Raw genomic sequence first — 18,375 nt, 5'->3', positions numbered from 1 at the left:
CCTTTGGGTGAGGGGGTTTACTTATGGATAAAAAACTAGAACCTTATTATTTAAGTGCGGAAACGGCATTATCTATAGTGTCTAAAAAATTCAACATAAAAATTGACATCAAAGAGGATGATATAAATTTAAGATTTAAAAAATACGACAGAAATAACACTGATGACTCTATACAAATGAAGAATTTCTTTTTGTCGTTAGGGCTTTCTCTACAGGATATATTATTTAATAATGGTGAGGATTTACTAAATGAGCCTATGCCGATTTTACTATTAACACCAGAAATGAAGTGGATGGTGTGTGTGAGTGGCGGGCAAAAAATAAAGTTGGTAAACGCGCGCGGTGAACTCTGTTATGTTGAAATTGAAGATGAATATTTAAAAGAGTTATCTGCATTTAGTATACTACCTTTAAATAAAGTTGTTGATAGTATAAGAGTAAAAAATATCATAAAAAACTCTTTATCGATGAACAAGATTTTTTATACTAAATACTTCTTTTCATCTCTTTTTATGGCAATTTTTGCGTTAACTATCCCAGTATTTAGTAATCTGTTCTATGATAAGCTTGTTCCAAGTGCTTCGGTTTCATCTTTATTTGGCGTGGCTATAATTGTTGCTGTATTTATTGTTTTTGAGTTTATCCTTCGTACTTCGAAAGATATTTATCAGTCTATCACAGCAAGGCAGGATGACGTCGATATTGATATCGCATTTCTTGAAGCGGTACTTTATAGTAAAAAGAAAAATGGCAGATCCATGTCATCAGCATTTGTGCTATGGAATGAGTTTCAGAAAATTAAACCCGTTTTATTAAACTCGATCTTTCAACGTATAGCCGATATTCCAATATTTATTATATTTCTCATTGTTATATATGTAAATTTAGGTCTGGTCGTTATTGTACCTGTTACCATGTTTATCGTCTCTATTATTATTTCCCTCGTTAACCACCATTATACTAATGAGTTAATGAACAAACAAAAAGAAGGACAGAAGAACAGGAATATTTTTATCTCAGAAGTTTTCTTATCTATTAAAATGATCCATACCTTAAATAATCAAGGTTTACTTTTTGATTGGGTTAATACATCAAATGAACAGTCGTATCTTAACCTGAAGATAAGGAAATTAAATCTTATCTATCAATCTATATTGGGCAGCATGTCATCTGTTACCCAAATAACTATTATGGTAATAGCCTTTTTTATGGTAATTAAGGGTGATGTTACCACTGGCGCAATTGTTTCATCTGTCATTGTCTCTGGCCGTATTTCCGGGATCATTTCGAATTTTTCTTCTACATTAATCTCTATTTTATCAGCAGAAAAAACCGGTAAGGATCTGCTTTCTTTTTTTGATGAAGATCAGGCAGAAAAAACACCGGCATTACAGTCCATATCAAAGTGCAATGGCGATATCTCTATCCGGGGCGTGAGTTATCAGTATGACGCTCAATCTCCGATGATTATTAATCGACTGTCTATAGACATACCTGCGGGGCAACGTGTCGCGGTGGTAGGCGAATGCGGAGCAGGAAAAAGCTCATTACTGGGAATGCTATCTGGCTACCTTTCGCCAACAGACGGTGCCATTTTATATGATGGATATAACTTAGGACATTTATCGCAGAACTTTTTTTCTCAGCATTTAAGTGTGGTGACGACACATGATGTTTTATTCACCGGAACCATTGAAAGTAATTTCGCGTTAAAACCGCAAAACGACAGGGGCCGGGTACTCAAGGCGCTTCATCTGGCGAACTGTGGTTTTATCTTGCAACATCCTATGGGGCTGAAGTTTCCGGTGAATTTTATGGCTAAAAACCTGTCATCCGGACAGCAGCAGCAGTTATTATTAGCACGTAGTCTGAGCAGTAACGCCAGCGTCTTTTTATGGGATGAACCAACATCAAATCTGGATGAGAATACCGAGAAGCAAATTTTTGATAACTTAGATGAGTTTATTCATGGGAAAACGTTGATCATGGTGACGCATCGTCGATATCTGATAAAGTATTTTGACCGGGTCCTGGTAATGAAAGGTGGAAAAATAATCCGTGATTGTTCTCCGGATAAATTATTAATGTAAAATAAGCAGCGCTTGTCGCTGTTATCAGGTGGTACTGCTTAATAAAAAAGACCCGTTGCACAAACGGGTCTTTTTTGTCATTTAACGAGTCGGCAACGTCTTCAATGAGTTTAGCTCGATTCTGTTAGGGCTATTCCACTTGCCATTTTTGGATAACCACACCTGGCGGCCCTCATCAACGGCAATGCGAGGGACGTGATGGTTCGCAAGGCTACCCCTGGCGCGCGGTTCCGCGTTGAGATAACCGGTGGGCGGCTTCAGCGGCAGCGATAGCGTATCAGGTCAGCACCATCGGCCATTCTGGCGGGGTCTGGCTCATCGTTTCGACCATTACGGCTTCAATGTTATGCCAGATCGCAGCGAGATCCATCATGGTAATACCGAGTAAGCCGGTGGCAAACCAGCAGGCGGATACCACGCCCAGACCGCTACTGATCACCGCCAGACCAATATAATCTGATTTACGGAAACGGATATTGAGCGTGCTGGCTAAAAACATGAGCACGGCGCTCAGCAGTTGCCAGCGGAGAAGAACGACACCAGTGGTTATGGCAGCCATGAAACATTTCCTCTGAATAGACCTTTGTCCAGGACAGCACGGCGTTGTTCCCGGGAAACGTGGGACATTCTGGCTATCAACGGACGTCACATCAACATCGAATGAAACATTGTTTCTATTTCATTGTTTTTGTGAACTATATCACAAAAACCAGCTTGTTCGCCAGATCGGCAATGTATTTTTTGTGCGTTTTATAACCGTATTTTTTGTGCGACTTCTACGCGTCCGTAGAGAAACTGCCGGAAAGCAAAGATGTATTATTACTACTCTTTTATTTTTTTCGTGAAATTCAGACCTGATAAAAATATCAAGTTATTTATCAAAAGAAAGGAGTAAAGATGTATACCCCATCGTTTACTTAGGTATAAATCTGATATTATCAAAAATATTTAGCGTCCTGCCTGGTATGCGAAAGAGATTGCGCGTAGTTATTAATGGTAAATGTTGATCGGTAAAAGTCTGTTGCTAATATTGATAAATTCATGCACCGTAAACCTCCGTTTGGTTCACGTCTTATTTTGCCAACAATAGTCACAAATAATGCAGGGAAATAGGCTGAAAATGAGTCAAAGCACACGACGCAAGGTGTTGAGATTTCTCGGAACGATCATTGTGGTGTTACTTCCTGTATTGCTGGCGATCTGGTTTGCTCATATCCGGGCAGTCTCTGAAACCAGAAATCAGTTACATTCATTTGCGCAGTTGGTATTAGATAAAACGGAGCGGGTTATCCTGCAAGCGGATTTAGCCCGCGATGCCGCTGAACAATATCAGGGGCAAGCCTGTACGCCAGCCCATCAACAGCGAATGCTGAATATTATCCGCGGTCGTTTGTACATTAATGAGTTGATTTATGCTAAGGGCCAGCGTTTTCTATGCTCTACGGTTATGACGCCAACAAGTCCTTATTTTATTCCCCGCGCTGACTATAAACGAAAGCCTGACATCGCTATTTATTACTATCGTGATACGCCTTTTTTCAACGGTTATAAAATGACATATATGCAGCGGGGAAACTATGTCGCGGTTATCAATCCCTTATCTTATAGCGAGGTGATGTCAGACGATCCGGCGTTGGCCTGGGGAATGTATGATACGGTGACCAACACCTTTTTCTCCCTGAGTGAACAGGCGCAGGCTGATCAGCTATTACCTTTGGTACGACGGAGTGAACCTGTGTTCCAACAGGGTGAGCGTTTCTATACTCTGGTTAAATCAGCAAAACGACCGGTTGCCGCGATTGTGTCAACCTCAAAGCAACGCTTTTACCAGAACCTCTTTCATCAGCTTACGTTAACGCTACCGTTAGGGATCATCTGTAGCATTATCGTCTTATTTATGTGGTCACGATCCCGGCAGGCATATTACTCACCGCGTCGATTGCTGCAACGGGCCATTACCAGGCACCAGCTTTGCCTTCATTATCAGCCGATCATTGATATCCGAAACGGGACATGTGTAGGTGCCGAAGCGCTATTGCGTTGGCCGGGCTATCACGGTCCGGTGATGAGCCCGTGCGAATTTATTCCGCTGGCGGAAAAAGAGGGGATGATTGAGCAGATCACCGATTATGTCGTCGAAGAGGTATTTAATGATTTAGGTGGTTTTCTGGCCGCGCACCCGCATCTTTATGTCTCTATCAATCTCTCTGCCGCCGATTTTCTCTCTTCCCGACTAATTGTGATGATTCATGAAAAAACGCGTCAGCATTCAGTGCTTGCGCAACAGATAAAGGTTGAAGTGACCGAGCGCGGATTTATTGATGTGCCTAAAATGACGCCGATTATTCAGGCGTTTCGCCAGGCGGGATACGAGGTGGCAATTGATGACTTCGGTACCGGCTATTCGAACTTGCATAACCTGTACTCATTAAATGTCGACCTTTTAAAAATTGATAAATCTTTTGTCGATACGCTAACCACTAATAGCGCCAGCCATTTGATTGTGGAACATATTATTGAAATGGCGCAAAGTTTGCGGCTAAAAATCATTGCGGAGGGGGTTGAAACGGCTGAACAGGTTAGCTGGTTGCTAAAACGCGGCGTTCAGTATTGTCAGGGATGGCACTTTGCGAAGGCGTTACCACCGCAGGAATTCATCTCCTGGCTACAACAAACGCCCGCGCCTCTGACGATACGCGGGCAGACGCCCTACAGGCGGTGACGGTAATCGCTGGGAGTGCGATCGAACTCGCGGCGGAATACACGCGAGAAGGTTTGCTGCGATACATAGCCCAGGTCCATCGCGATATCAAAAATCGGGCGCTCGGTCGTTCGTAGCTCAACAGCCGCCAACAGGAGACGGCGCTGGCGAATATACTCGCCTAATGTTTGATGCGTTACCGTACGAAACATCCGCTGCAAATACCACTTGGAGTAGCCCGATTTTTTTGCCACCACATCAATGTTTAGCGGTTGGTCGATATGTTCATCAATCCATTCGATAAGGGTCTGAATTATCTGCTGATGCGACATATTGTTGCCTCTTAAACAGTATTCGATTCGTCGTTTTGTCTGCGGGCGAGTATAATTCCTCAAGTTAACTTGAGGTAAAGCGATTTATGGAAAAAAAATCTCCCCGTTTAAAAGCCTTACTGACGCCGGGGGAAGTTGCGAAACGTAGCGGTGTTGCTGTGTCCGCCCTGCACTTCTATGAAAGCAAAGGGCTAATTACCAGTATCCGTAATAGCGGTAACCAACGGCGATATAAGCGTGACGTGTTGCGTTATGTCGCGATTATCAAGATCGCCCAGCGTATCGGCATCCCGCTGGCAACTATCGGCGACGCGTTTGGTATCTTGCCGGAAGGACATACGTTAAGCGCGAAAGAGTGGAAGCAGCTCTCCTCGCAGTGGCGCGAAGAGTTAGACCGACGTATTCATACGCTGGTGGCGTTGCGCGATGAGCTGGACGGTTGTATCGGCTGCGGCTGTTTATCGCGTAGCGACTGTCCGCTGCGAAATCCAGGCGACAGGCTTGGCGAACACGGGACGGGTGCCCGGCTGCTTGAAGATGATTAACATGCACTCGGCCATCGGGCTGAGTTCACCTAAAACTAAAGCGCCGCTAAGGGCGCTTTAGTTTGTTTCCGGTCTTTGTCTTTCGCTCTATCCCGCTGATTACAGGAGGGTTTCCCCCGACGTCAACACCCCTCATATCGAGCACGTGGTGGAGGTTCCGGTTTGTGTTGATACTGTAAGTGTAAGCGACGACGCCCTGTTCGCCAGCGAAATGCTGATTTTTTAGCCGAAATTTTTACGGCAACTGCCATAATTTTCTATAGTTAGTTGGCATACCTTACAGGAGACAGCCATGCTGACGGTGCACCATTTAAATCAGTCTCGTTCGCAGCGCATCCTCTGGGCGCTGGAAGAGCTGGCGTTGCCTTACCAGATTGTGCGTTACCAGCGTGAAAAGACCATGCTGGCGCCGCCGGCATTGAAAAAAGTGCATCCGCTGGGCAAGTCTCCGGTTATCGAAGATTACGGTATGGTTATTGCGGAATCGGGCGCCATCCTGGAATATTTGCAGGACACTTACGACAGTATCGGACGCTTTAAACCTGCGGATGCGCAGGGGAAACAACACTATCGATTCTGGCTACATTACGCTGAAGGTTCGCTCATGCCCTTGCTATTGATGAGGCTGCTCTTTACCTCTCTGGGTAAACCGCCGGTACCATTGGGCCTGCGAACGTTGGGCGGCGTTATCGGTAAGGGCGCGCAAAAAGCGTACCTCAATCCGCAACTGGAAACCCATGCGCGCTTTATTGACGGGCATCTGGCAAATCACCCCTGGTTTGCCGGAGAGCAGTTAAGTATGGCGGATATCCAGATGAGCTTCCCGCTATTTGCGCTGCTTGCCCGAGGCGGGATCGCTCATCTCGACCATATCAACGCATGGAAAGCGCGGGTAGAAATGCGTCCAGCCTGGCAACGAGCGATTCAGCAGGGCGGTCCGTTTACCATTCCTGGCGGATAATGGCGTTTTTGTGAGCAGATTGCGCAACGTATTTGCTAACAGCGATGCGAAAAATTGTTGCTGGATTGCGCAGGGACGATAACGTTTGCGCATCGTCTGGCGATTTATTGAGCATACTAAGCAGAAAAGCATAAAAAGCGGCAAAGTTCAGTTGAAAAAGCGTTTATGATCGCTGGATAATCGTTTGCTTTTTTTTGCCACCCGTTTTGTATATGTGGAGCTAAACGTTTGCTTTTTTGCGGCGCCCCGGCTGTCGTAAATGTAGCACAAGGAGATAACGTTGCGCTGTTAGTGGATTACCTCCCACGTATACCGACGAATAATAAATTCTCAGGGGATGTTTTCTATGTCTACGCCTTCAGCGCGTACCGGCGGTTCACTCGACGCCTGGTTTAAAATTTCACAACGCGGGAGCACCGTTCGCCAGGAAGTCGTTGCTGGCTTAACCACGTTTCTTGCGATGGTTTACTCCGTCATCGTGGTGCCAGGGATGCTGGGTAAAGCCGGGTTCCCGCCTGCTGCCGTCTTTGTAGCGACCTGCCTGGTCGCAGGCGTCGGCTCTATCGTTATGGGGCTTTGGGCGAATCTGCCGCTGGCTATCGGTTGCGCTATCTCGTTGACGGCGTTTACCGCGTTTAGCCTGGTCCTGGGGCAGCATATTAGCGTCCCGGTCGCGCTTGGCGCCGTATTCCTGATGGGCGTACTGTTTACCGTTATCTCCGCCACCGGCATTCGTAGCTGGATTTTGCGTAACTTGCCGCAGGGCGTGGCCCACGGAACCGGTATCGGTATTGGCCTGTTTTTGTTGCTGATTGCCGCCAACGGCGTCGGCCTGGTCATTAAAAACCCGCTGGATGGCCTGCCGGTCGCGCTGGGCGATTTCGATACCTTCCCGGTGATTATGTCGCTTGTGGGGCTGGCTGTTATTCTCGGTCTGGAAAAGCTGAAAGTCCCCGGCGGCATTCTGTTGACCATTATTGGCATTTCTATTGTGGGTTTGCTCTTCGATCCTAACGTCCATTTTTCCGGCATTTTCGCCATGCCTTCGTTGAGCGATGAAAACGGCAACTCGCTGATCGGCAGCCTGGATATTATGGGCGCGTTAAACCCTGTCGTTCTGCCAAGCGTACTGGCGCTGGTGATGACGGCGGTGTTTGATGCGACCGGAACGATCCGTGCGGTCGCAGGGCAGGCTAATCTGCTGGACAAAGACGGACAAATTATCGATGGCGGTAAAGCGCTAACCACCGACTCCCTGAGTAGCGTTTTCTCCGGCCTGGTCGGGGCGGCGCCCGCCGCGGTGTATATCGAGTCTGCGGCCGGTACGGCGGCGGGCGGTAAAACGGGCCTGACGGCGATTACCGTGGGCGTGCTGTTTTTGCTGATCCTGTTTCTTTCGCCGCTCTCTTATCTCGTTCCCGTCTACGCAACCGCCCCGGCGCTCATGTATGTCGGTCTGCTGATGCTGAGTAACGTGGCGAAAATCGATTTTGCTGATTTCGTCGATGCGATGGCGGGGCTGGTAACGGCTGTATTTATTGTACTGACCTGTAACATTGTCACCGGGATTATGATCGGCTTTGCCACGCTGGTCGTCGGGCGTCTGGTTTCCGGCGAATGGCGTAAGCTGAATATCGGAACTGTCGTCATTGCGGTCGCGCTGGTCGCTTTTTATGCTGGCGGTTGGGCTATCTAGTTCTGCCTTCATTCTGAAAAACGGGCGGCGTTGGTCGCCCGTTTTCATTTTCAGGACACATCACGTTACCTTTTGCGTTAATCTGAAGAAGGTGAAACCGAGGCATGATGCCTCTCTCCATCATAAAAAACATCGCAAACAGGGAACGCATGGAAATTTTCTTCACAATACTCATCATGACCCTTGTGGTCTCACTGTCGGGGGTATTTACGCGTGTATTACCCTTCCAGCTTCCTTTACCCCTTATGCAGATCGCCATTGGCGCGCTGTTGGCGTGGCCGACGTTTGGTTTGCATGTGGAATTCGACCCGGAACTCTTCCTGGTGCTGTTTATTCCGCCGCTGCTGTTTGCGGATGGCTGGAAGACGCCGACTCGTGAATTTCTTGAGCATGGACGAGAGATTTTCGGGCTGGCGCTGGCGCTGGTCCTGGTAACGGTCGTGGGAATCGGCTTCCTGATTTATTGGCTGGTGCCCGGCATTCCGCTGATCCCCGCCTTTGCGCTGGCCGCCGTGCTGTCGCCGACCGATGCGGTAGCGCTCTCCGGAATTGTGGGCGAGGGGCGCATCCCGAAAAAAATCATGGGCATTCTGCAGGGAGAGGCGTTAATGAACGACGCCTCCGGTCTGGTATCGCTGAAATTCGCCGTCGCGGTGGCGATGGGGACGATGGTCTTTACCGTCGGCGGCGCGACGCTGGAATTTTTTAAGGTCGCTATCGGCGGTATTCTGGCGGGTTTTGTGGTCAGTTGGCTGTATGGCCGCTCGCTGCGTTTTTTGAGCCGCTGGGGCGGCGATGAGCCCGCGACGCAAATTGTCCTGCTGTTTCTGCTGCCCTTCGCGTCTTACCTGATTGCCGAACATATTGGCGTCTCAGGCATCCTGGCCGCGGTTGCCGCCGGGATGACCATCACCCGTTCTGGCGTAATGCGCCGCGCGCCGCTGGCAATGCGTTTGCGCGCGAACAGTACCTGGGCGATGCTGGAATTTGTCTTTAACGGTATGGTCTTTCTGCTGTTGGGACTGCAATTGCCGGGTATTCTGGAATCTTCGCTGGCGGCGGCGGAAGCTGACCCGAATGTCGAAACCTGGATGCTTTTTACCGATATCGTGCTGATTTATGCAGCATTGATGCTGGTTCGCTTCGGCTGGCTGTGGACCATGAAAAAATTCAGCCTGCGCTTTTTGAAGAAGAAACCGATGGAGTTCGCCAGCTGGACGTCGCGTGAAATTCTGATTGCTTCCTTCGCTGGCGTTCGTGGGGCGATCACCCTGGCTGGTGTGCTCTCTATACCGTTACTTTTGCCGGATGGCAGCGGATTTCCGGCGCGTTATGAACTGGTATTCCTGGCGGCTGGCGTCATTCTGTTCTCGTTGTTTGTCGGCGTGATCATGCTGCCGCTGCTGTTGCAACATCTGGAAGTCGCCGATCATGCGCAACAGTTGAAAGAGGAGCGTATCGCCCGCGCGGCGACGGCGGAAGTGGCGATTGTCGCCATTCAGAAAATGGAAGAGCGTCTGGCGGCGGATACCGAAGAAAACATCGATAATCAGTTGCTTACTGAAGTAAGCTCACGTGTCATTGGTAACTTGCGTCGCCGTGCCGATGGGCGAAATGATGTCGAAAGCTCCATACAGGAAGAAAACCTGGAGCGACGTTTCCGTCTGGCGGCGCTGCGTTCCGAACGCGCCGAGTTGTATCATCTGCGCGCCACGCGAGAAATCAGCAATGAAACATTGCAAAAGCTGCTGCACGACCTGGATTTGATGGAAGCGCTACTGATAGAAAATCAGTAGTCCTTGTGGCCCGGTGGCGCCATGCTTACCGGGCCTACAAGTAGGCCGGATAAGGTGCTTGCGCCGCCATCCGGCAAGGGTTTTAACCCATGGTTTACGGTTGTTTCAGCCAAAACCCTTCGCAACAGGTTAACCATGCCCGGGCGCTGTGCGACAGATACACGCCCTCTCGCCAAATCATGCCCAACTGCCAGCGGAGATCGCTTTCCAGCGGTAGCCAGCGCAGCGTGGCCTTATCCAGACGCTGACAAATCGGCTCCGGCAAAATGGCGATACCGACGCCCGCTTGCACCATGGCGGCGAGAAAATCCCATTGCCCGCTGCGCACGGCAATCCGTGGTTTTACGTCATGCTGGCTAAATAAGGTCATCAACTGGCGGCTCAGGGCAAAGTCTTCGTTATAGATAAGAAGAGGATGCTCCGCCAGAGCTTCAGGCGCGATGGAGTCGCAGGTTGTCCACTGACCGGAACGGGGAACCAGCACGCACAGCGGATGGCTGAACAGCGATAATGTCGTCAGCCCGCTCGCTTCTTCCACCGGGAGCGCGGTCATCGCAACATCCAGCTCGCCATTCATTACCGCCTGCTGTACCGTCAGGCCGCCAAACTCCGAAATTTTGAGTTCAACGCCAGGGTAACGTTGTCGAAACAAACTGATTGGCCCGGCCATCAACATGCCGACCATCGGGGGAATACCCAGCCGCAGCACGCCCTTATTGAGATGGTTAATATCGCTCAACTCAGCCTCTAACTGGCGAAACTCAGCGAGGATCGCCAGACCGCGTTCAAACACCACGCGTCCGGTATCGGTCAGCAATAACTTACGTCCGTCGCGGATCAGTAGCGTACAGTTAAGCTCATCTTCAAGATTTTTCAGCATCTTGCTAATGGTGGGCTGGGTGACAAATAACTTCTCCGCTGCGCGGGTGAAACTTTGCTGACGCACCACCTCGACAAAATAACGCAGCGTTCTGATATCCATGATTATTCCTTCCGACTATGCCTGCAATGATTTTAATTCATTTCTGCCCGTGGCGGAGGTTCTCTATACTGGCGCTCCGTATTATTTTTCAGGACATTCCCTCATGGCTGTGGCGATAAGCCGCGTTACGCCTGCCGTTGTGCAACGACTCCAGGTACCGGTTCAGGTACTGCTCTATGCAGGTTTATTCATTTTTTCCCAATATCTTGTCTCCTGGCTGCACCTGCCGTTGCCCGCGAATCTGGTCGGCATGGTGCTTATGTTGGCGCTGATCGTTTGCCGGATTATTCCGCTTAGCTGGGTACGCGCAGGCGCACGCTGGCTGCTGGCGGAGATGCTGTTATTCTTTGTTCCCGCCGTCGTGGCGGTAGTGAACTATGCCCATCTGTTACTGGTGGACGGCTGGCGCATTTTCTCGGTGATAGCGATCAGTACCTTAATGGTACTCGGCGCGACGGCGTGGGTGGTGGATAAAGTGTATCGCTATGAGATGAGCAGGCTAAACCGTGAATAACGTTCAGTTAAGCGTACTGTGCCTGGTGATTACGCTGGGAATTTACTTCGCCAATAAGCGCCTGTATCGCCGTTTTCGCAAATTGCCGTTGATGCCATTAGTGTTGACGCCGGCACTGCTGGTGTTAATGCTGGTGTTCGGTCATATCTCCTGGCAAAACTACATTGGTGAATCGCACTGGCTATTGTGGCTGCTCGGCCCGGCGACCATTGCCTTTGCGGTGCCGGTGTACGATAACCTCGCGATTATCAAACGTCACTGGATGTCGCTCACCGCGGGCGTAGTGACGGCGACGGTGGTGGCGGTCACCAGTTCCGTTTGGCTGGCGCGTCTGTTCACGTTATCGGATGAGATTCAGCGTAGTCTGGCGGTACGTTCCGTGACTACGCCGTTTGCGCTGGCGGCGGCAGAACCCCTGGGCGGGCAGCCGGATCTTGTAGCGCTGTTCGTGGTCGTCACTGGCGTGTTTGGCATGGCGGTCGGCGACGCGCTATTTTTGCGTCTCTCTATCCGGGAAGGCATGGCAAAAGGGGCAGGATTCGGCGCGGCGTCACATGGGGCGGGCACGGCGCGTTCCTATGAACTTGGTCAGCAGGAGGGCGTCGTCGCCAGTCTGGTCATGATGCTGTCCGGCGTGGTGATGGTGCTGGCAGCCCCGCTGGTGGCGAGGGTGATGTTCTGATTTTCCTCCGACCCACGGGGCCGGAGGAAACGGTAAGATTAATGCGCACGCCCTTGTTGTACGCCGAATCCCGTTTGGGAGCGGATAAACTGAGCGCGGAACTGCTCACGTTCACGGTTGCCTTCTGCCGAGTTATCGGTGGCCGAGAAGAACCAGATCCCCAGGAACGCCACGCTGATAGAGAACAGCGCCGGATACTCATACGGGAAGATCGCTTTTTCGTGACCGAGGATCTGCACCCAAATGGTAGGGCCAAGAATCATCAGCACCACCGCTGTCAGTAAACCTAACCAGCCGCCCAGCATAGCGCCGCGCGTGGTCAGTTTTGACCAGTACATGGAAAGCAGAATGATGGGGAAGTTGCAGCTCGCGGCGATAGCAAACGCCAGGCCCACCATAAAGGCGATGTTCTGATTTTCAAACAGGACGCCGAGGATAATGGCGATCACGCCCAGCACCAGGACGGTGATTTTCGACACCTTCAGCTCTTCACGTTCGGTTGCGCCTTTGCGGAACACGTTAGCGTACAAATCATGCGACACCGCCGATGCGCCCGCCAGCGTCAGACCGGCGACCACCGCCAGAATGGTGGCAAACGCCACTGCCGAAATAAAGCCGAGGAACAGGTTGCCGCCTACCGCGTTGGCCAGATGCACCGCCGCCATGTTATTGCCGCCAATCAGCGCGCCCGCGGCATCTTTATAGGCGGGATTCGCCCCCACCAGCATGATAGCGCCGAAGCCGATAATAAAGGTCAGAATGTAGAAATAGCCCATAAAACCGGTGGCGTAGAACACGCTCTTGCGCGCTTCGCGGGCATCGCTGACCGTAAAGAAACGCATCAGAATATGCGGCAAGCCGGCGGTGCCGAACATCAGTCCCAGACCCAACGACAACGCCGAAATCGGATCTTGCACCAACCCTCCTGGGCTCATAATCGCCGTGCCTTTCGGGTGTACCGCCATGGCTTCGGTAAACAGATTATTGAAGCTAAAGCCGACGTGTTTCATCACCATAAAGGCCATAAAACTGGCGCCAAACAGCAACAGGACGGCTTTGATAATTTGCACCCACGTTGTCGCCAGCATCCCGCCGAACAGCACGTACATCATCATCAGCACGCCGACCAGCACTACGGCGATGTGATAGTTGAGGCCGAACAGCAGTTCAATCAGTTTACCGGCGCCGACCATTTGGGCGATGAGATAAAGCGCCACCACTACCAGGGAGCCACAGGCCGAAAGAATACGGATTGGCCCCTGTTTCAGGCGATAAGAGGCAACGTCAGCAAAAGTATAACGTCCCAGATTACGCAGGCGCTCGGCAATCAAAAACAGGATGATTGGCCAGCCGACAAGGAAGCCCAGCGAATAGATCAGCCCGTCATAACCGGAGGTAAACACCAGAGCGGAAATGCCGAGAAATGACGCGGCGGACATATAGTCGCCGGCAATCGCCAGCCCGTTCTGGAACCCGGTGATATTGCCGCCTGCGGTGTAGTAGTCGCTACGGGAACGTACGCGTTTAGAGGCCCAGTAGGTAATACCGAGCGTAAACACGACGAAAATCAAAAACATGATAATCGCCTGCCAGTTGGTGGGCTGGCGTTCAACCGCGCCGCTAATGGCATCCGCCGCATGAACGGCGAAGGGGAGTGCGGCGGCGAGCGCCGTCAGAACTCTCTTCATAATGCTTTCACCTCATGCAGTACGGCGTTATTAAGACGATCGAATTCGCCATTCGCCCGCCAGATATAAATTCCGGTCAACACAAAAGAAATCACAATCACCCCGACGCCAATGGGAATTCCTCGGGTGACGCTGGTTCCCGCATGTAGAGGCGTGCCCAGCCAGCCAGGCGCGAAGGCGATCAGTAAAATAAAGCTGATATAAACCGCCAGCATGATAACCGACAGAATCGTGGCAAACCGTTGCCGTTTTTCAACTAATTCCCTGAAACGCGCACTGTCTTCTATCCGCTGATAAATTTGGTCATTCATCACAGAGCTCTCCAGAGGTCCCCCTGCGTCTTTCGCGCTACAGGCGCGTTGGCCGCACTCGCGCGCCCCAGCCACATAGTGAACTATGCTGCTGAGGATGTGCTCGCTTGCCGCCTTCCTGTAACACGAAATCCTTTGGGGGAGGGTTTTTTTATATTTCCCTCTCCCGGTTTGAGAGAGGGCAGGGGTAGGGTCGTAGGCCGGATAAAACGCGTTCGCGTTGCCATCCGGCATTTATGGTTATGACGGCATCGCGATGGCCTGCTTCTCTTCGAGCAGTTTCTCCACCACGCCAGGATCGGCGAGAGTCGAGGTATCGCCCAGATTGCTGGTATCGCCCGCCGCGATTTTGCGCAAAATACGGCGCATAATTTTGCCGGAACGGGTTTTTGGCAGTGAGTCGGTCCAGTGCAGCACGTCCGGCGTCGCCAGCGGGCCAATCTCTTTACGTACCCAGTTGCGCACCTCCGCGTACAGTTCTGGCGACGGCTCCTCGCCGTGGTTGAGCGTCACATAAGCGTAAATCGCCTGGCCCTTGATAGCGTGTGGAATACCCACCACCGCCGCTTCGGCGATCTTCGGATGCGCCACCAGCGCCGATTCGATTTCCGCCGTACCCAGACGGTGGCCGGAGACGTTTAACACGTCATCCACGCGACCGGTGATCCAGTAATAGCCGTCTTCATCGCGACGCGCGCCGTCGCCGCTGAAATACATATTCTTAAAGGTAGAGAAATAGGTCTGCTCAAAACGTTCATGATCGCCGAACAGAGTGCGCGCCTGGCCCGGCCAGGAATCGGTGATGACCAGATTGCCTTCCGTCGCGCCTTCTTGCGGATGGCCTTCGTTATCCACCAGCGCAGGCTGTACGCCAAAGAAAGGACGGGTGGCGGAACCGGCTTTCAGTTCGATAGCGCCCGGTAGCGGCGTGATCATAAAACCGCCTGTTTCAGTCTGCCACCAGGTGTCGACGACCGGACATTTTTCCTTGCCGATCTTCTTCCAGTACCATTCCCACGCTTCGGGATTGATCGGCTCGCCGACGGAACCCAGAATGCGCAGTGAAGAACGGTCGGTGCCTTCAATGGCTTTATCGCCTTCCGCCATCAGCGCGCGGATGGCCGTCGGGGCGGTATAGAGAATGTTGACCTGGTGTTTGTCGACCACCTGGCACATGCGAGCGGGCGTTGGCCAATTCGGCACGCCTTCAAACATTAAGGTGGTCGCGCCGCAGGCCAGCGGGCCATACAACAGATAGCTGTGCCCCGTCACCCAACCCACATCGGCGGTACACCAGTAAATATCGCCAGGGTGATAATCAAAGACATACTTAAAGGTGGTCGCGGCGTAGACCAGATAGCCGCCGGTGGTGTGCAGCACGCCTTTCGGCTTGCCGGTGGAGCCGGAGGTATAAAGGATAAACAGCGGATCTTCGGCATTCATCGCTTCAGGCTGGTGCTCAGGGCTGGCTTTTTCAATCAAATCGCGCCACCACAGGTCGCGGCCTTCTTGCCAGTCAATGTCGCTGCCGGTGCGCTTCAGGACGATCACATGCTCAACGCTAGTGACATTCGGGTTTTTCAGCGCGTCATCGACATTCTTTTTCAGCGGGATACTACGTCCGGCGCGTACACCTTCGTCAGCGGTGATCACCAGCCGCGAGCTGGAGTCGATAATGCGTCCGGCGACGGCTTCCGGCGAGAAGCCCCCGAAGATCACCGAATGCACCGCGCCGATGCGGGCGCAGGCCAACATTGCCACCGCCGCTTCCGGCACCATCGGCATATAAATCGCTACCACATCGCCTTTTTTAATGCCCAGATCCAGCAGTGTATTCGCGAAACGGCAGACATCGCGATGCAGTTCGCGATAAGAGATATGTTTACTCTGCGACGCGTCATCGCCTTCCCAGATAATGGCGGTGCGATCGCCATTTTCCTGCAAATGGCGGTCAAGACAGTTCGCCGCCAGATTCAGCGTGCCGTCCTCGTACCATTTAATCGACACATTGCCTGGCGCAAAGGAGGTGTTTTTCACTTTTTGGTACGGCGTGATCCAATCGAGAATTTTTCCCTGTTCGCCCCAAAACGTATCGGGGTCGTTAATAGACTGTTTATATTTAGTCTCATACTGCTCTGGATTTATCAGGCAACGATCCGCAATGTTGGCGGGAATGGCGTGTTTATGTGTTTGGCTCATGCTGTTGTTCTCCTTGTAGGATGTTAATAATATGTCGCACAAACGTTAAATGTAGGGTCTTAATAAGTTTTGTTTAGTATTTGGGCGACAGATCACGCAAAAAGGGAACTGTGCAAATAAGCAGCAATCTATTTTTTGATTGTGTCCCGCAAAATTAGATAAATTTTCGGGATAACATGACGTTATATGAAATTTTTTAAAAAAGTGATCCGTGTCCGGAAATCAGAAAAGAGAGGGAGTTTTGTCCAGGTTACTAACTCTAAAGTGGTATTTTACATACACTTACAATTGATTAAAGACAACATTTTAAGTGTGGTTATTTGTTACACATAGAGGAGAGCAATGTAATAACAGTATTTGTGCGGTTGCTGTTATGGAAAACGATAAAAAATCGCCATTAAAGATAATGGCGCAATCTGGATGAGACCTCTATGGCAAGGAAAACACTACGCGCACGCCGTTTCTTCAGCCTTATATTTCCTTTTTTCTTCATTACCTCTGTTTACGCTGAGCAAACGCCTGTATCCGCAAAAACCGTTACTGTTGAAGCGAAAAATGAAACGTTCGCGCCTCAACACCCCGACCAATATCAGTCATGGAAAGCGACGTCAGAACAGTCTGCCCGTGAAGATGCGCTGGCGGAAGACCCTCGTCTGGTGATCCTGTGGGCGGGCTATCCCTTCTCCCGTGACTACAACAAACCACGCGGCCACGCGTATGCGGTAACTGACGTGCGCGAAACGCTGCGTACCGGCGCGCCAAAAACGGCGGAAGACGGCCCGCTGCCGATGGCCTGCTGGAGTTGTAAAAGCCCCGATGTCGCGCGCCTTATCCAACAAGAAGGCGAAGACGGCTACTTCCATGGCAAATGGGCGCGAGGCGGCCCGGAAATTGTCAACGATTTGGGCTGTGCCGACTGTCATAACACCGCGTCGGACGATTTCGCCCAGGGGAAGCCAGCATTAACGTTGTCGCGCCCCTATGCCGAACGGGCGATGGAGGCTATCGGCAAACCGTTTGATAAAGCCGGTCGCTTTGATCAGCAATCGATGGTCTGCGGCCAGTGCCACGTGGAGTACTACTTTGACGGTAAAAACAAAGCCGTTAAGTTCCCGTGGGATGAGGGCATGAAAGTCGAGAACATGGAGCAATACTACGACACTATCGCCTTCTCTGACTGGACTAACTCTCTGTCGAAAACCCCGATGCTCAAAGCGCAGCACCCGGAATATGAAACCTGGAGCGCGGGCATTCACGGTAAGAACAACGTGACCTGTATCGACTGCCACATGCCGAAAGTACAGAACGCCGAAGGCAAGCTCTACACCGACCATAAAATCGGCAACCCGTTCGACAATTTCGCGCAAACCTGCGCCAACTGCCACACCCAGGACAAAGCGTCCCTGCAAAAAGTGGTCGCCGAGCGTAAACAGGCGATTCATGACCTGAAAATCAAGGTTGAAGATCAGCTGGTACATGCGCACTTCGAAGCGAAAGCCGCATGGGATGCGGGGGCGACAGACGCGGAAATGAAACCGATTCTGAACGATATTCGCCACGCGCAGTGGCGTTGGGATCTGGCGATTGCGTCACACGGTATTCATATGCATGCCCCGGAAGAAGGTCTACGGATGTTAGGCAGTGCGATGGATAAAGCCGCGGATGCCCGTACTAAACTGGCGCGACTGCTGGCGACCAAAGGCATTACCCATGAAATTCCGCTGCCGGATATTTCGACGAAAGAGAAGGCGCAGAAAGCGATTGGTTTGAATATGCAACAAATCAACGCGGAGAAGCAGGACTTCCTGAAAACGGTCGTACCGCAGTGGGAAGATCAGGCGCGTAAAAACGGTCTGTTAAGCCAATAACCTCACATGT

At 51.1% G+C, this 18,375-nt stretch carries 15 protein-coding genes; 9 read left to right on the top strand and 6 right to left on the bottom strand.

The features are described from left to right. The first annotated feature begins 23 nt into the window (after positions 1-23). On the top strand, positions 24-2,090 hold the full coding sequence (siiF, locus tag K8W53_RS21470; RefSeq protein ID WP_017441246.1) for an SPI-4 type I secretion system protein SiiF: 2,067 nt from the start codon (positions 24-26) through the stop codon (positions 2,088-2,090). Positions 2,091-2,367: 277 nt separating this feature from the next. Here the strand turns inward: siiF and K8W53_RS21465 are convergent, their stop codons facing one another. After that, positions 2,368-2,649, bottom strand: coding sequence for a YjcB family protein (locus tag K8W53_RS21465; protein WP_000719058.1), 282 nt, complete (start codon positions 2,647-2,649; stop codon positions 2,368-2,370). A gap of 561 nt (positions 2,650-3,210) precedes the next feature. Between K8W53_RS21465 and K8W53_RS21460 the strand changes: the two genes are divergently transcribed. Beyond that, complete coding sequence (locus tag K8W53_RS21460; protein WP_000083652.1) at positions 3,211-4,812, top strand: EAL domain-containing protein; 1,602 nt, start codon at positions 3,211-3,213, stop codon at positions 4,810-4,812. On the opposite strand, the gene soxS is transcribed toward K8W53_RS21460, so the two are convergent. Beyond that, positions 4,800-5,123: a superoxide response transcriptional regulator SoxS gene (gene soxS, locus K8W53_RS21455; RefSeq protein ID WP_000019483.1), complete on the bottom strand. Its 324-nt coding sequence runs from the start codon at positions 5,121-5,123 to the stop codon at positions 4,800-4,802. The two genes, K8W53_RS21460 and soxS, sit on opposite strands and share 13 nt — an antisense overlap. Positions 5,124-5,209: 86 nt before the next feature. Here soxS and soxR point away from each other — a divergent pair, with 86 nt between their 5' ends. The 4 genes from soxR to K8W53_RS21435 all read left to right on the top strand — a co-directional run bounded on the left by soxR (position 5,210) and on the right by K8W53_RS21435 (position 10,121). Continuing rightward, positions 5,210-5,668, top strand: a complete 459-nt coding sequence (soxR, locus tag K8W53_RS21450) for a redox-sensitive transcriptional activator SoxR (RefSeq protein WP_000412686.1) — start codon at positions 5,210-5,212, stop codon at positions 5,666-5,668. A gap of 292 nt (positions 5,669-5,960) precedes the next feature. Then, the gene (locus K8W53_RS21445) at positions 5,961-6,629 is read left to right on the top strand and encodes a glutathione S-transferase family protein (protein ID WP_000958581.1); all 669 of its coding nucleotides are present in this window, start codon (positions 5,961-5,963) and stop codon (positions 6,627-6,629) included. Positions 6,630-6,975: 346 nt separating this feature from the next. Further along, positions 6,976-8,325, top strand: a complete 1,350-nt coding sequence (gene ghxP / locus K8W53_RS21440; protein ID WP_000106907.1) for a guanine/hypoxanthine transporter GhxP — start codon at positions 6,976-6,978, stop codon at positions 8,323-8,325. Positions 8,326-8,474: 149 nt separating this feature from the next. After that, the gene (locus K8W53_RS21435; RefSeq protein ID WP_000402189.1) at positions 8,475-10,121 is read left to right on the top strand and encodes a Na+/H+ antiporter; all 1,647 of its coding nucleotides are present in this window, start codon (positions 8,475-8,477) and stop codon (positions 10,119-10,121) included. A 94-nt stretch (positions 10,122-10,215) separates the two neighbouring features. On the opposite strand, the gene K8W53_RS21430 is transcribed toward K8W53_RS21435, so the two are convergent. Then, complete coding sequence (locus K8W53_RS21430) at positions 10,216-11,103, bottom strand: LysR family transcriptional regulator (protein WP_000354962.1); 888 nt, start codon at positions 11,101-11,103, stop codon at positions 10,216-10,218. A gap of 103 nt (positions 11,104-11,206) precedes the next feature. Between K8W53_RS21430 and K8W53_RS21425 the strand changes: the two genes are divergently transcribed. Together K8W53_RS21425 and K8W53_RS21420 are read left to right on the top strand one after the other, a co-directional pair. After that, on the top strand, positions 11,207-11,617 hold the full coding sequence (locus K8W53_RS21425) for a CidA/LrgA family protein (RefSeq protein WP_000257347.1): 411 nt from the start codon (positions 11,207-11,209) through the stop codon (positions 11,615-11,617). Then, positions 11,610-12,299, top strand: coding sequence for an LrgB family protein (locus tag K8W53_RS21420; protein WP_001067096.1), 690 nt, complete (start codon positions 11,610-11,612; stop codon positions 12,297-12,299). The genes K8W53_RS21425 and K8W53_RS21420 overlap by 8 nt, the downstream gene beginning before the upstream one ends. A 38-nt stretch (positions 12,300-12,337) precedes the next feature. On the opposite strand, the gene actP is transcribed toward K8W53_RS21420, so the two are convergent. The 3 genes from actP to acs form a co-directional block, all read right to left on the bottom strand. Further along, complete coding sequence (gene actP / locus K8W53_RS21415; RefSeq protein WP_023224112.1) at positions 12,338-13,987, bottom strand: cation/acetate symporter ActP; 1,650 nt, start codon at positions 13,985-13,987, stop codon at positions 12,338-12,340. Then, positions 13,984-14,298, bottom strand: coding sequence for a DUF485 domain-containing protein (locus K8W53_RS21410; protein ID WP_000999620.1), 315 nt, complete (start codon positions 14,296-14,298; stop codon positions 13,984-13,986). The genes actP and K8W53_RS21410 overlap by 4 nt, the downstream gene beginning before the upstream one ends. 240 nt (positions 14,299-14,538) lie before the next feature. Next, entirely contained in the window at positions 14,539-16,497 is a 1,959-nt protein-coding gene (gene acs, locus K8W53_RS21405; protein WP_000083877.1) for an acetate--CoA ligase, read from the bottom strand. Between the two features lie 431 nt (positions 16,498-16,928). Between acs and nrfA the strand changes: the two genes are divergently transcribed. Beyond that, complete coding sequence (gene nrfA, locus K8W53_RS21400) at positions 16,929-18,365, top strand: ammonia-forming nitrite reductase cytochrome c552 subunit (protein ID WP_000101786.1); 1,437 nt, start codon at positions 16,929-16,931, stop codon at positions 18,363-18,365. The last annotated feature ends 10 nt before the right edge of the window (positions 18,366-18,375 follow it).

The sequence above is a fragment of the Salmonella sp. A29-2 genome (assembly GCF_020150755.1).
Classification (GTDB): domain Bacteria; phylum Pseudomonadota; class Gammaproteobacteria; order Enterobacterales; family Enterobacteriaceae; genus Salmonella; species Salmonella enterica.
Note: the sequence above shows the minus strand (reverse complement) of the source record. Positions and strands in the feature narration are given on the sequence as shown.

Coding starts and splice junctions, on each gene's coding strand:
- acs (WP_000083877.1), bottom strand. CDS start 16,497: ATGAGCCAAACACATAAACACGCCATTCCCGCCAACATTGCGGATCGT.
- soxR (WP_000412686.1), top strand. CDS start 5,210: ATGGAAAAAAAATCTCCCCGTTTAAAAGCCTTACTGACGCCGGGGGAA.
- K8W53_RS21465 (WP_000719058.1), bottom strand. CDS start 2,649: ATGGCTGCCATAACCACTGGTGTCGTTCTTCTCCGCTGGCAACTGCTG.
- K8W53_RS21430 (WP_000354962.1), bottom strand. CDS start 11,103: ATGGATATCAGAACGCTGCGTTATTTTGTCGAGGTGGTGCGTCAGCAA.
- K8W53_RS21435 (WP_000402189.1), top strand. CDS start 8,475: ATGGAAATTTTCTTCACAATACTCATCATGACCCTTGTGGTCTCACTG.
- K8W53_RS21460 (WP_000083652.1), top strand. CDS start 3,211: ATGAGTCAAAGCACACGACGCAAGGTGTTGAGATTTCTCGGAACGATC.
- ghxP (WP_000106907.1), top strand. CDS start 6,976: ATGTCTACGCCTTCAGCGCGTACCGGCGGTTCACTCGACGCCTGGTTT.
- nrfA (WP_000101786.1), top strand. CDS start 16,929: ATGGCAAGGAAAACACTACGCGCACGCCGTTTCTTCAGCCTTATATTT.
- K8W53_RS21425 (WP_000257347.1), top strand. CDS start 11,207: ATGGCTGTGGCGATAAGCCGCGTTACGCCTGCCGTTGTGCAACGACTC.
- soxS (WP_000019483.1), bottom strand. CDS start 5,123: ATGTCGCATCAGCAGATAATTCAGACCCTTATCGAATGGATTGATGAA.
- K8W53_RS21445 (WP_000958581.1), top strand. CDS start 5,961: ATGCTGACGGTGCACCATTTAAATCAGTCTCGTTCGCAGCGCATCCTC.
- actP (WP_023224112.1), bottom strand. CDS start 13,987: ATGAAGAGAGTTCTGACGGCGCTCGCCGCCGCACTCCCCTTCGCCGTT.
- siiF (WP_017441246.1), top strand. CDS start 24: ATGGATAAAAAACTAGAACCTTATTATTTAAGTGCGGAAACGGCATTA.
- K8W53_RS21410 (WP_000999620.1), bottom strand. CDS start 14,298: ATGAATGACCAAATTTATCAGCGGATAGAAGACAGTGCGCGTTTCAGG.